This is a genomic window from Streptomyces sp. NPDC059443, assembly GCF_042750105.1.
Classification (GTDB): Bacteria; Actinomycetota; Actinomycetes; order Streptomycetales; family Streptomycetaceae; genus Streptomyces.
In genome coordinates this window covers 201,321-214,401 of record NZ_JBHYVM010000007.1, presented here as the reverse complement: position 1 = coordinate 214,401, position 13,081 = coordinate 201,321, and the positions used below count along the sequence as shown (strand labels likewise).

General features: G+C 74.4%; 11 protein-coding genes. 1 reads left to right on the top strand and 10 read right to left on the bottom strand.

What is annotated here, in order from left to right:
- Nucleotides 1–76: 76 nt before the first annotated feature.
- The 5 genes from ACFXDJ_RS09685 to ACFXDJ_RS09665 form a co-directional block, all read right to left on the bottom strand.
- Nucleotides 77–2,083 (bottom strand): SpoIIE family protein phosphatase, encoded by a 2,007-nt coding sequence (locus ACFXDJ_RS09685; protein WP_384848640.1) that lies wholly within the window; start codon nucleotides 2,081–2,083, stop codon nucleotides 77–79.
- Nucleotides 2,084–2,190: 107 nt separating this feature from the next.
- Nucleotides 2,191–2,532, bottom strand: coding sequence for a hypothetical protein (locus ACFXDJ_RS09680; protein WP_384848637.1), 342 nt, complete (start codon nucleotides 2,530–2,532; stop codon nucleotides 2,191–2,193).
- A 31-nt stretch (nucleotides 2,533–2,563) separates the two neighbouring features.
- Nucleotides 2,564–3,829 carry an NAD(P)-binding domain-containing protein gene (locus tag ACFXDJ_RS09675; RefSeq protein ID WP_384657561.1) on the bottom strand — a complete coding sequence of 422 codons (1,266 nt, stop codon included), beginning with the start codon at nucleotides 3,827–3,829 and terminating at the stop codon, nucleotides 2,564–2,566.
- Between the two features lie 108 nt (nucleotides 3,830–3,937).
- Entirely contained in the window at nucleotides 3,938–4,198 is a 261-nt protein-coding gene (locus tag ACFXDJ_RS09670; RefSeq protein ID WP_384848634.1) for a hypothetical protein, read from the bottom strand.
- Nucleotides 4,165–5,367: an ATP-grasp domain-containing protein gene (locus ACFXDJ_RS09665; protein ID WP_384848631.1), complete on the bottom strand. Its 1,203-nt coding sequence runs from the start codon at nucleotides 5,365–5,367 to the stop codon at nucleotides 4,165–4,167. The genes ACFXDJ_RS09670 and ACFXDJ_RS09665 overlap by 34 nt, the downstream gene beginning before the upstream one ends.
- 294 nt (nucleotides 5,368–5,661) lie before the next feature.
- Between ACFXDJ_RS09665 and ACFXDJ_RS09660 the strand changes: the two genes are divergently transcribed.
- Complete coding sequence (locus ACFXDJ_RS09660; RefSeq protein ID WP_384657553.1) at nucleotides 5,662–7,266, top strand: glycoside hydrolase family 26 protein; 1,605 nt, start codon at nucleotides 5,662–5,664, stop codon at nucleotides 7,264–7,266.
- 14 nt (nucleotides 7,267–7,280) lie between these two features.
- On the opposite strand, the gene ACFXDJ_RS09655 is transcribed toward ACFXDJ_RS09660, so the two are convergent.
- The 5 genes from ACFXDJ_RS09655 to murJ all read right to left on the bottom strand — a co-directional run bounded on the left by ACFXDJ_RS09655 (nucleotide 7,281) and on the right by murJ (nucleotide 13,005).
- Nucleotides 7,281–8,423, bottom strand: coding sequence for a GNAT family N-acetyltransferase (locus ACFXDJ_RS09655; RefSeq protein WP_384657550.1), 1,143 nt, complete (start codon nucleotides 8,421–8,423; stop codon nucleotides 7,281–7,283).
- Nucleotides 8,420–9,136 carry a lipopolysaccharide biosynthesis protein gene (locus tag ACFXDJ_RS09650; RefSeq protein WP_384657548.1) on the bottom strand — a complete coding sequence of 239 codons (717 nt, stop codon included), beginning with the start codon at nucleotides 9,134–9,136 and terminating at the stop codon, nucleotides 8,420–8,422. The genes ACFXDJ_RS09655 and ACFXDJ_RS09650 overlap by 4 nt, the downstream gene beginning before the upstream one ends.
- A 71-nt stretch (nucleotides 9,137–9,207) precedes the next feature.
- Nucleotides 9,208–10,515: a glycosyltransferase gene (locus ACFXDJ_RS09645; protein WP_384848718.1), complete on the bottom strand. Its 1,308-nt coding sequence runs from the start codon at nucleotides 10,513–10,515 to the stop codon at nucleotides 9,208–9,210.
- Between the two features lie 11 nt (nucleotides 10,516–10,526).
- Entirely contained in the window at nucleotides 10,527–11,303 is a 777-nt protein-coding gene (locus ACFXDJ_RS09640) for a polysaccharide deacetylase family protein (protein ID WP_384663837.1), read from the bottom strand.
- The gene (gene murJ / locus ACFXDJ_RS09635) at nucleotides 11,293–13,005 is read right to left on the bottom strand and encodes a murein biosynthesis integral membrane protein MurJ (RefSeq protein WP_384848715.1); all 1,713 of its coding nucleotides are present in this window, start codon (nucleotides 13,003–13,005) and stop codon (nucleotides 11,293–11,295) included. The genes ACFXDJ_RS09640 and murJ overlap by 11 nt, the downstream gene beginning before the upstream one ends.
- Nucleotides 13,006–13,081 lie beyond the last annotated feature (76 nt).

Below are 13,081 nucleotides of genomic sequence, written 5' to 3'. Positions count from 1 at the left end.
AAATCCACAGAATCCGTTCCATGGTCCGCATCATCACCCCGCCCCGCGGGCTCCACAACTCGGCGTGTCCGTCCGGTCACGGCGCGCTGCGGGCGGCGCTGCCCGCCGCGTCGAACTCGCACCACACCGCCTTGCCGTCGCCCCGGGACTCCACCCCCCAGTGCGTGGCCAGCGCGTCCACCAGGAGCAGCCCGCGCCCCGTGGTCGCCGACTCCCCCGGGGTGCGCCTGCGCGGCCACACGCTGGAACGGTCCTTGACCCAGAGCCGGATCCGCCGGACCGGCTCGGGCAGTACCTCCATCGTCAGCACCGCTCCGCCGTCGGTGTGCAGCAGGGCGTTGACCAGCAGCTCTCCCGCCGCCAGCTCCACGTCGTCGGCGAGCTCGGGCATGCCCCAGTCGCGCAGCGCCTGCCGCAGGGCGTAGCGGGCCTCCGAGAGCCCTTCGGGGTCCGCCTGGTGCACGTACTGGTGGATGCGCGGGGCCCGGTGGGTGCCCGGGTCGGGGGCCCGGCGCAGCACCAGCAGGGCCACGTCGTCGCCGGAGCCCCAGCGCTCCCACAGCCGGTCGGAGAGGTGGTCGGCGAGCGCCCCGGCCTCCTGGGGGCCGCTGCGGACCGCGTGGGCGAGGGCCTCCATGCCCTGGGTGATGGCGGTGCCGGGCTCCTCCACGAGTCCGTCGGTGCACAGCACCAGCGTCTCCCCGGGAACCAGGTCGAGCCGGGTCTCGGGGAACTCCTCCTGCTCGAACACCGTGGCCAGCCCGAGCGGCAGGCCGCCGCGCACGTTGGGCCAGCCGGTTCGCCCGTCCGTGTGCCGGATCAGCGGTCCGAGGTGGCCCGCGCGGACCGCTCGTACCCCTCCGGTCTCCAGGTCCACCTGCGCGTACATGCAGGTGGCGAACCGTTCGGTGTCCAGCTCGGCGAGGAACCGCGAGGCGCGCGCCAGCACCGTGGACGGCGGATGGCCCTCGCCCGCGTACGCGCGCAGCGCGATGCGGAGCTGGCCCATGATGGCGGCGGCGTGCGTGTCGTGGCCCTGTACGTCGCCCACCACGATCCCGACGCGGTCGCGGGGCAGGGAGATCACGTCGTACCAGTCACCGCCGACCTCGCGCCCGCTCCAGGCGGAGTGGTAGCGCACGGCGATCTCCCCGCCGCTGATCTCGGGGATCCGGCGGGGCAGCATGGCGGCCTGGAGCATGGTGGCGAACTCGCGCTCCTGGTCGAAGAGGAGCGCCCGCTGGAGCGACTGGGCGACGATGCCGGCCAGGCCGAGGCAGAGGTTCTGCTCCTCGGGGCTGAACTCGGTGCGCCGCCGGTAGAAGAGCACCAGCCCGCCGATGGCCTTGGCCTGCGCGATGAGCGGCAGGTAGGCGGCCGCGTCGAACTGGATGCGGCGGAGGTAGTCGGCGAGCAGCGGGAACTCGTCCGAGAGCTCGGCGAGCGAGGTGACGAAACGTGCCTTCCTGGTGAGCACCGCCTGGGACAGCGGCAGCGAGCCGTCCAGCCGGGTGAACTTGCGCTCGCTGAGGATCTCCAGGGATTCCCCGCTCAGCGCGATGATCTTCATGGTGCCGCCCTCGACCAGCCCGAGCGCGAGCCCCTCCGCACCGAGCCGTTCCAGGGCGCCCGCGCCCGTCAGGGTGGCCGTCACGTCGTCCACCGTCACCGCCCGCGACAGGGCCTCGGTGGTCCGCTGCACGATGGTGGCCTGCTGGGCGCGGGCCGATTCCAGCTTCCGCAGCGCGTTGAGGTGGGCGAGCTCGGCCGTCGCGTCCCGGACGATGCCGAGGATCCGTACGGGCCGCCCGTCCTCGTCCCGGACCACCCGGCCCTGGGTGTGCGTCCACTGGTCGCGGCCGTCGCGCCGCTGGACCGTGAAGTACTGGCCGTACGCCTCCTCCCCGCCGTCCAGCACCGCCAGCACGGTCTCCCGCAGCCGTGCGGCGTCGTCGGCCGGGATCCGCAGCCCCAGGGCCTCGGGGGTGTGGTCGAACTCCGCCGGCTCCAGGTCGAAGACCTTCATCCCGGCCTCGTCCAGGACCAGGGTCCCGTCGGTGAGGTCCCACTCGAAACTGCCCATGCCGTTGAGCGCGAGCCGCTCGCCCGGCCCGGTACGGGGGTTTCCCGGGCTCTTCCCGCCCGGTCTCCGATCGTGTCGCTCCGCCGCTGCCACGAGACTCACACCACCTAACGGCCGGGCCAGCACGGCTGGGAAATGAGCCGCTCCCACTCCTCGTCAGGATGCCCCGGAAGGGTCCGTCCGGCCTCCCGCCAGCGCTTGACGAGCGAGAGGTAGATCATCGAGGGGTCGTACGGGGCCTGCGGGTACGGGGTGCTCGGATACGAGGCGGCGTGGACGTGCGCGTGCGCGTACCCGGCAAGCGGCTGCTGCGCGTACGGGGCCTGCGCGTACGGGGCCTGCCCGCGCACGGCCTGCGGGGGCGCCGGCCTCGGCGCGGCGGGCTGCTGTTCCGCGCGGCTGGCGGGAATCCTGACCCAGCCGCGGCCCTGTGCTCGCTCAGCGCCCATCGCGACACCTCTCACTTGATGTGACTGGCTCTCACGCTCTGTGCCCGGCCGCCGGAGTCCGGTCGGCCCGCGGCGCACCGGCGGAACCCGCCAGCGGGCCCCTGGTGCCCAGGCGCTTGCGGACTCCTGCCACCAGTCTCCCCGCCGTGAAGCCGGCGCCGTGCACGAATCGCATGGAAGGGCCGAATGAGGGAGCCGTCAGCAGCCCCGCGAAGAACAGCCCCGGCCACGAGGACTCGAACCCGGGGCTCAGCTCCGGGGTCCCGCTCTCCCCCACGGTGGCCAGCGCGGCCCGCAGCCCCGCGTCGAGCAGCTCCAGCCGGTCCAGGGCCGGGGTGAACCCGGTCGCCGCGATGACATGGGCGGTGTCCAGCACGACGGACTCCCCGGCCGCGGTGGTCAGCCCCAGCCGGGTCCGCTCCCCGGCCGGAACCGCCCGGTGCAGCCGGTGCCCCAGCAGTACGGGGACCCGCCGCTCGAAGCGTTCGCGCAGCCACCAGGCTCCGGCCGGGCCCAGCGCGGTGGCCGCGATCCGCTCCCGGGTCGGCGCGGGCAGCCTGCGCACCGCCCAAGGCAGCTCCGACCAGGCCCAGCTGCGCCAGCCGGTGCCCAGTCCGCTGTGCGGTGCGCGCAGGGCCCGCAGCGGGGGCCGGCGCAGCGGCTGCGGCACGGTGTTCCAGTTCAGCCGGGACCGCCGGGCCACCAGGCAGGGGCGGGCTCCGCCCTCGGCGAGCAGGGCTGCGGTTTCCAGGGCCGCCTGCCCGGCGCCGAGCACGGCGACCTCGCGGCCGGCGAAGCGGGTCAGGTCGCGGTGGCCGCTGCTGTGCGAGTAGTGGTGCGCGGGCAGGTCCCGTAGCGCCCCGGGGTACCGGACGAAGGGCATGACGCCGACGGCCAGCGCCACCGTCCGGGCCAGCAGGGGCGGCCCCTCGGCGGTGCGGACGCGGAACCCGTCGCCCTGCGGGGTGACTTCGGTGACGGTCGCCTCCTCCACCGGGGGTGCGGCATGCCGGGCGAACCAGAGCCCGTACGCGCTGAACGTCCCGATGGGCAGCGGAGTTCCGTGTTCGGCGGGGATCCCGCGGCCTTCGCAGTACTCGGCCAGCGTGTAACGCCCGCCGGGCGCCGACAGGTTGGAGGACCACGGCTCCGACTTCAGGTACATGCCCTCGGGCATGTGATCCCGCCAGGAGGCCATGGGCCGCCCGAGTACCCGTACTCCGAGCCCCGCGCCCGCGGCGTGGGCAGCGATCGACAGCCCGTACGGGCCCGCTCCGATCACCACGAGATCGTCCATCCGTGTCACCGCTGTCCCTCCAGTCCCGTTCCCATGGTTCGTCCACCGCCTCCTGCGCCCGGGATCCGCCCGGGGATCCGACCCGGGAGGGGTTACCCCGTCATCCCTTCACCGCGTCACCAGCTCGTCCGGCTCCGCCGAGGCCTCCGGCGGGGCGGTCCGGGAGGCCGCCGGTCCGCCGGAGGCGGCCGGGGGAAGACCTCGGCCGCGCTGGCGCGGCGCCCGGACCACCGCCCGGGCCCTGCGGCGCCCGTGCGCGGGGACCCCGCGCAGCACCCGCGCGGCCTTCCCGGCGCCCCGGCCCAGGAACGCGGTGAGCATCGCGAGGAACGGCATCAGGTCATCGGCGGCGAACCAGGCCGCCTCCACCCGGACCCGCTCCCCGCGCGGCAGCGCCCGTACGGCCCGGCCCGGTTCCGCCGCGGCGCCGCCCGCGGGCGCCGGGCCCCCCCCGGACCGGCGGCCGCCCGCCGGCCGGGCGCCCGCGCGGGGGGCCGGCGGGGGCGGGGCGGGGGGGCGCGGCCCGGGGGGCCCCGCGGGGGCCGCCGCCCCCCGCCGGTACCGGAGGCGGCCGTCGGGACGGCGGCCGGAGCGGGCGGCGGGCGGCGCGGGAGCGAGCGGGAGCGGATGGCCGACAGCAGGGCGTAGTTCTCCGCCACGAAGATCCGGCCCGGACCGCCGGACGGCTCCGGGACCCGCTGCCCCGTCAGGTCCAGGTACATCGCCTGGACCACGTCCAGCCCGGCCGAGTCCGTGAACAGCCGGAACTGCGCCCCCGGCCGGGGGTTGAAGTCCACCAGCCGGAAGACTCCCCGCTCGTCCCGGCGGAAGTCCAGGTCCAGGATGCCCTGGTAGGCCAGCCGCTCGGCGAGCCGCAGCCCCGCCTCCTCGACCGCCGGATCCGGCAGCCACCGGCCGACCGCCGTCAGCCCCGTCCGCACCGGCCAGGACATCTCCTTGCGGCCCGACCCGGTGATCAGCGGATGCCCGCCCCGGCCGAACGCGCCGTGGAAGAACCAGTCGGTGTCCGGCCCCGCCGGCAGGAACCGCTGGAGCAGCAGCCGGCTGCCCGCCTGCGCCGAGCGCTCGTAGAGCCGCCGCGCCTCGGCGGCCGCGTGGACCAGGGTGGTGCTGCGCAGGTCCGTGCCCGAGGGCAGCAGCCACGGCCGGCTCCACTTGGCGATCACCGGCAGCCCCAGCCGCCACGCGGCCTCCGCCGCCTCGGCCCCGCTCGCCGGGATCACCGTCTCCGGGTGCGGGACGTCCCACCGGGCGCACAGCCGGGACAGCTCGGCCTTGTCCGCCACCCGCGCGGGCAGGTTGTCGGGCTGATGGGGGATCCGGAAACGGCCGCCCAGCATCGGTGCGGCCCGGGACACCGCGATCGCGCTCAGGTCGTCCATCGCGATGAGCACCGCCGGGCGGCCGATCCGCTCGGACACCCCGGTCAGGCACTCCAGCAGCGCTCCGGGCGCCTCGGCGTCCAGGCCCTCGGGCGGCCCGGGATGCACGGCATGCAGGTAGCGCGAACGCCCCATGGGACCTCCCCCGGCCTCGACGACGGCATGGACCTCCACGCCCTTGCGCCCGAGGGATCTGACGGCGCCGAGGGTTCCGTGGTGGAACGGATTCCGATCGAGTCTGAGCAGAACTGCGGGCACTTGGTTGGGATGCGCGTGCATGGAAACGGTGTCTTTCACCTAGTCGGACCAAGCGGGGAGGGTGCGCAGCTGCGAATGGCCTACGTGGACGTCACCGGACAGGCCATTCGTCAGATGTGATGTCTAACGTCTTTGGTAAGCACACCGATTCAGGAAAGCTCGGGAGACGCCATGCCCAGACCACGTCGCCGACTGGCGAGCACCTGCATCGGTACGGTCACGGCCGGACTGCTCGCCACCGGGGCCGCCCTCGCGGCACCCGAGGAACAGAACGCGGGCTCCGACATCGCCATGGGCGCCTATCTCGACTACGGGCCGCCGGGAGTGGCCCGGATCCCGTTCCTGTCGCACTGGCTGGGCGGCAAGGAGATCCGGGTCGGGCACACCTATCTGCCCGGTGACCAGTGGGCGGGCATCGAAGGCAACGTCAGCTTCCTGGAGAACTGGGCCGAATGGCGCCAGGCCAAGGACGACCGGATGTTCGTCCTCAACGTGCCCATGCAGGAGCGCAACGAGGCCCGGATCCCGGACTACCAGGTGACCCAGCTGATCCGGGCCGGCGCGGACGGCCAGTACGACCGGCACTTCAAGAAGCTCGCCGAGCGGCTGGTGTCGCTGGGCGTCCCTGACACGGTGATCGTGCTCGGCTGGGAGATGAACGGCACCACGTACACCCACCGGTGCGGGCCTGATCCGGAGAACTGGAAGGCGTACTGGAAGCGGATCGTCAACGTGATGCGCTCCGTGCCCGGCCAGGAGTTCAAGTTCGATTTCACCCCGAACCGCGGCACGGACGCGATCGGCTGGACCAAGTGCTACCCGGGCGACGACGTGGTCGACATCGTCGGGATGGATTCGTACGACCAGGCCCCCGGCCGCACCTTCGACGACCAGATCAGCCAGCCGTACGGGCTCCGGCAGCACGTCGACTTCGCGAAGGCACACGGCAAGCGGATCTCGTACCCGGAGTGGGGCCTGTACCGCAACGGGGACAACCCGGAGTACGTGCGGCGCATGCTCAAGTGGATCGAGCAGCAGAAGCCGCTCTACCACACCATCACCGACTACTGCCCGCACGGCGTCTGGCAGTGCAAGCAGAACCCGGAGTCGGCGAAGGCCTTCCGGGACGCGCTGACCCCGCAGAAGCCCGGCCCGGTGATCCCGACGCCCGTGATCCCGACGCCGGTGATCCCGACCCCCGTCGTCCCGACCCCCGTGGTCCCGACGCCGCCCGTGATCCCGACGCCCGTGGTCCCGACCCCGCAGATCCCCACACCGGAGATCCCGATCCCGGTCGTCACCCCGCCGCCGATCGTCCTCCCGAGCCCGCTGGTCCCGTCCCCCGAGGTGCCGAGCCCGGTCGCTCCGAGCCCGGTCGCGCCCAGCCCGGTCGCGCCCAGCCCGGAGGCCCCGGTCCCGGTCGTCCCCAGTCCCGTCGTCCCGAGCCCGGTGGTCCCGAGCCCTGTGGTCCCGGCCCCCGAGGTGAGCCCGGTCGCCCCGAGCCCGGAAGTCCCGGTGGATCCGAGCCCCAGCGCCAGCCCCGCCCCCGTGGTGCCCAAGCCCGACCCCGTGGTCCCGTCCCCGCAGGTCCCGTCCCCGGTGCCCTCGCCGGTCGTGCCGAAGCCCCAGCCGACCGTTCCGGCGGAGCCGCCCGTCAACAGCAAGCAGTGGTGCGTGCCGCTCAACTTCGGCGAGTGGCTCTCCAAGCTGGTCGGCAAGCAGTCGGTCTGCGTCAAGGTCGACTGGGGCAGGGACTCCGGCTACTGGCCCTTCTAGACGGGGCGGTCGGGTCATCGGACCCGCAGTTCGTTGAGCCGCGCCCGCCAGTCCCTGGCGGCCGGCAGCGCCTCCCGCAGCGCGTCCACCGCCCGCTCGCGCCCCGTCACCTGCGACTCGTGCAGTCGCAGCAGGGGCGCGAGCGCGGAAGTGGCCAGCAGGAAGCGCTGGTTGACCACCGTCTGCGGCCGCCAGTGGTTCTTGTACGGTTCGTCGCCGCGCAGGAAGCTCACCACCGGGCGGCCTTCGGCGTGCGCGCGGCCGGTCTCGTAGCGCAGCAGCAGCGTCGCCACGTCGACCTTCCGGTCCCGCAGGTCCGGGTCGGCCCCGTAGAGGTAGCCGCCGCTCAACGCGCCGGAGAGCAGGGTGAGGTTGGCGGCCACCACCTTTCCGTCCAGCCGGAACTCGGCCAGCCGCCCCTCCCCGGCCCGCACCATCCGCCGGGTGGCCCGGGTCAGGTGTTCGGCGAACCGCGGCTTGAGGTGCTCGGGGGTCACCCCGCGGCCGCGCCACTGCTTCTCGTGCAGCCGCAGCAACGTCCGTACGGCACGCGGCACTTCCTGCTCGGTGACCTCGTGCTCCTCGATCCCGGCCGCGTCGGTCTTGCGGAGCTTGGCCCGCACCCGCTGGGCGCTGGAGGCCGGCATCCGCTTGACGAGCTCGTCGAACGGCATGGTCGGCAGCTCCATGCAGGTGGAGTCGGCGAGCTTGGTGCCGATCCCGGGCCACGCCGCGCAGACCGCCTCGGCGGCGGCCCCGGGCCGCACCTCGCGCAGGTCGACGACGGCACCCCGGGCGGCCCGGTACAGGCCGTTGGCCAGCGCCGGGACGACCTGGTCGCGATGGTCCGCGGCCACGAGCACGTCGAAGTAGTCGGTGATGCCCCCGCCGAGCGGCACCAGCAGCGGCAGCGGCCGGTGTACGAGCATCAGCGCGGCCGCACCGACCAGTTCCCCGCCGCGCCGCACGAGGACGATCCGGAGCCGGCCGTCCTTGCCGTAGGACAGCCACCAGGAGTGGAGCCAGGCGTGGCTCTGGAACGGGGTGGCGGTGGGACACTCCCGGACGAGCCGGTTCCACGGCTCTTCCAGCGCGGCGAACTGCCGGGGATCGCGGCACAGCGTCACCGACAGCGCCGCTGCCGGGCCCGAAGTCATCGGACGGACTCCTTCTCCTTGGATTCGCTGTGGTCACCCTGCGCGGGCAGCGAGGCGAACTCCCCGGCGGCGACGGCGGCCACGGGGACGACGGGGACATCGGTGTCCGCCGCCTCTTCCCGGGTCCTGCGCCGCGCGGGCCGGGCCAGCATCCACAGCCCGCCCAGCAGCCCGCCCGCGCACAGCCCGACGGCCCCGCTGAGGGGGGCGGACGCGGAGGCCGGGTCGGTCGGCGCGACGGCCTGGCTGAACAGCAGCAGCTGCACGCCGGTGTTCTTGGCGGCCTGGTTGCTGCTCAGCGACAGGGCGTCGGCCACCGCGTTCGCGATGTCGGCGGCCCCGCTCGCGCTCTTCGAGGTGCCCGTGATGGCGATCATCGGGGACTCGGGGGAGGTTTCGGCGCGGACCTGCGTGCGGAGCTGCGCCACGCCGATGCCCGCGCGGGGCTGGGCGTACGCGAGGGTCGAACTGCTGGTGGCGATGCGGGCGTAGGCCTGGGCGAAGCCGAGGGCGGTGGCCGGCTCGGTGCTGTCGTTCGGGACGGCGACGACGTAGCTGGTGGCGGCGTACTCGGGCGCCTTGAGCACCCCGTACGCCCCGCCCGCGGCCAGCCCCAGCAGCGCGGCGGCCGGCAAGGGCCACCACACGGGCGGCGGCGCCAGCCGTACCCGGCGACGGCGGGTGGACTTCTTCTGATCGGCGGTGTCAGCCATGTACGTGCCTCTGTTCTCTGGACGGGTGGGTTGGTTCGGGTCTCTGTACGGGGACCCCCGCGGGGGCCGGCTCAGCTGCTCTCACCGCCACGGACCGCTCCGGGCGGCTCGCCCTCGGCCCGGCCCGCGACGCGCGTCGCCGCCGGGGCCAAATCCGGCGCAGCGGGCGCGTCCAGCCCCGCCGGAGGCAGATCCAGCCCCTCCCGGGGGCCCCTCCCAGCGGTAGCTGGGAGAGTTTGAGGAGCGGGGGTCCGGGCCCTGGCCGGAGCGCCGGCCAGCGCGAGCTCGTACACGTCAAGCAGCCGCGCAGCGCTGCGCACGATGTCGTACCGGCGCACCACCGCGGGCGGCGGGAGCCTGCGCACGCCCGCCTCCATGTGCCCCCGCAGCGCGGCGACGAGCTCCTCGGTGCCCGTGCCGATCCGCCGCGCCCCCGGGGCCTGCGCCGCCGGGAGGTCGTCGATCGCCGGGCAGGTGACGTGCAGGACGGGCAGGCCCGCAGCCAGGGCTTCCACGACGGCCAGCCCGAACGCCTCCTCCCGCGACGGGGACACGAAGACGTCCATCGCGGCGAGCAGCGCCGGGATCCCGGGCGTGCGCCCGTCCGCGCTGTCGCCCAGCGGATCCCGCTCCCCCAGCAGGTGGATCCGGCCCTGCGCCCCCAGCTCCGCGGCCAGCCGGCGCAGCATCGCCCGCTCCGGCCCGTCACCGGCGAGCAGCAGGTGCGCGCCCGGCAGCGCCGCCACCGCCCGGACCAGTACGTCGAACCGCTTGCCCGGAACCAGCCGCCCGACCCCGCCGACGACGAACGCCCGCTCGGGCAGCCCGGTCCGGGCCCGGGTGGCCCGGCGTACGCCTTCGTCGAAGCGGAACCGCACGGCCTCGATCCCGTTCGGCACCACGTGGACCCGCGCGGCCGGCACGCCCCAGGCCTCCAGCCGGGCCGCCACCGTGTCGGACACGGCCACCGTGGCCGCGCCGAGCCGCTCGCTCGCCAGGTACAGCGCCCGTACCCCGGCCGACAGCGGCCGGCCCTCGATCTCGCCGTCTCCCAGCGAGTGCTCGGTGGCCACGGTCCGGCCCACGCCCGCGAGGCGGGCCGCGAAGCGCCCGTACACGCAGGCCCGGTAGAGGTGGGTGTGCACGAGGTCGTAGCGGCCCCGCCGGATGAACCTGGCCATCCTCGGCAGCGCCCCGAGGTCGCGGTTGCCGCGCATCCCGAGGTGGACGACCCGGACTCCGTCGGCGCGCAGTCCTTCCGCCACCGGGCCGGGGTTGGTCAGCGTCAGCACGTCGCACCGCATCGGCATGTGCCGCAGCAGCAGCCGCAGTTGCTGTTCGGCGCCGCCGACGCCCAGGCCCGTGATGATGTGCAGCATCTTCTGCGCGCTCACCAGTGCACCGCCCGACGCAGCTCCCGGACCTGGTGCCGGGCCCGCTTGACGAGCAGCCGCGGGCCGCCGTCGGCCTGGCTGATGTGCGTACGGGGCATCGCGTGCGGCCCGGCGAGGCGTCCGGGGGAGATCGCGCAGGCGTACGCGTATCCGGCGTCCCGGGTCGCGTTGACGACCCGGGCGTCGAGGTGCCCGTACGGGTAGCAGAACCCGGCGGGCAGGGTCCCGGTGAGCTCCCGGATCAGCTCGCGGCTGCCGCGCAGCTCCTGCTGGAGCACGTCGTCGGGGGCCGCGGTGAGGTCCTGGTGGAGCAGCCCGTGCGAGCCGATCTCCTGTCCGGCGGCGGCGACTTCGCGGATGCCCTCGGCGGTGAGCAGGGACTTGCGGGGGCCGAGCGGGTCCCACACGTTGTCGACGCCGAGCCGCCCCGGCAGGACGAAGAGGGTGGCGGTGCAGTCGTAGCGGCGCAGCAGCGGCAGCGCCCGGGTCAGGAAGTCGGTGTAGCCGTCGTCGAAGGTCAGGCCGACCAGTCCGGCGCCGCGCCCGGCCGCGCGGGCCCGGAGCAGCTCGCCGACGGACACCCCGCGCAGGCCGCGGGAGCGCAGCCACAGCAGCTGGGCCTCCAGCGCGTGCGGGGTGACGGTGATGCCGTACGGGTCCTCGGCGGGATCGGTGAACTCGGCGACGGAGTGGTACATCAGGACCCACGGGGATGCGGCCCGGCGCGGGTGGACCACTGCGGCGGGGGGCGCCGTTTCGGTGTCAGCGGACATTGCGGAACCTCTGGGTGAGCTGGGTGAGCTGGGAGGTGAGCTGAGCGGTGAGCTGGGCGAGCTGGCCCGGCAGGGCGGTGACTTCCAGCGCTCGTATGGCCATCCCGGTGGCCCCGAACATGGCGGGGACGAGCAGGCAGCCGAGCGCGGCGCTGACCAGCGGGTCGGGGATCATCGGCCCGGCGATCCAGCCGGTGACGCAGGCCGCGAGGGCGGCGACGGAGAGCCGTCCGATGCTGACGGCGACCCGGCGGACCTGGATGGCGATGATCCGCGTGCCGAGTCCGGTGAGCAGGAGTGCGGCGGTGGTGGAGATCCCGGCCGCGTTGGCGGCGGCGATCCCGTAGGTGCCCCACCAGCCGACGGCGAAGGCTCCGGCGACGATGTTGACGAGGAGCCCGGCGCCCATCGCGAGCGCCGGGAACCAGGTGGGCCGGGCGGTCGAGAAGAAGGGCCGGGACAGCGCCCCGACGAGGCAGTGGCCGAGCAGCCCGAGACCGTAGACCCGCATGACGGAGGCGGTGGCGAGGGTGTCCTGATGGGTGAAGGCACCGCGTTCGAAGAGCACTTGGATGATCTGGGGCGCGTACCCGATGACGAGCGCGGTCCCCATGAGCACGGCGAGCGAGGCCAGCGCGAGGTCCTGTTCGACCCGCCGCCGGGCCTTCTCCCGCTCCCCGCCGGCCATGGCCTGGGCGACGACGGGAAAGGTGACGGTGCAGATCATCAGGGACAGCACCATCGGCATCTGCGCGACCTTCTGCGCGTAGTTCAGGTGCGAGATGGCGCCCGGGGGCAGCGAGGCGGCGAGGAACCGCTCGACCAGGACCTGCGACTGCCGGAAGACGGCGAAGAAGATGACCGGGGCGATGACCCCGAAGGCGATCAGCGTCGGCCGGTCCCGGTCCCGCTGGCTGCGCGGGGCGCCCTTGGCGCGGGGCGGGCCGAAGCCCACGTTGCGGATGAAGGCGGGCAGTTGGACCAGCGCCATCAGCATCCCGCCGACGGCCACCCCCGCGGCGGCGGCGCGCACCCCCCACAGGGCGTGCAGGGCCACCATGGTCCCGATGATGCCGACGTTGTACGAGACGTAGATCGCGGCGGGCGGCACGAAGGACCGGTGCGCCCTGAGCGCGGCGCTGAAGTATCCGGCGACCCCGAAGGACAGCACGGTCAGGGCGGTCATCCGGGTGCATTCGACGGCCAGCCCCGGATCGGGCAGCCCCGGCGCGAGGATCCCCACGACGAGGGGCGCGGCGACGATGAGCACGGACGCCACGGCGGCCAGCAGCACGGCCAGCCGGGGCAGGGTCGCCCCGACGAGAAGCCGTACGGGGTCCTGCGCGCGGGCCTCCCGGCGGGTGAGCCCGGCCCGGCTGGCGGCCCGGCGGGCCAGGGCGTGGCTGAAGGCGGGCACCATCAGCAACGCCATGGCGTCCTCGATGAGCAGCGTCGAGGCCATCTCGGGGACGGTCCAGGAGATCAGGAAGGCATCGCTGTCGTGCCCGGCCCCGAAGAGGTGCGCGATGGTCTGGTCCCGGACCAGTCCGAACACCGCCCCGGCGGCGGTCAGTCCGGCGGTCACGGCGGCCGCCTTCGCCAGTCCGCTCCCGGCGTTGCCGCTCGCAGAACGGGACGGCCCGGCACCGGCCTCGGCGGAGCCGGGAGGCGCGAGCGCCGGGACCGCCGGGTGCGGCGGAATTCCCGCCGCTGGCGGGGGGGGGTGTGGGGGGGGAGGGGGGGTCTGCGGCCCCCGCCGCGAGGGGGGACCAACAACA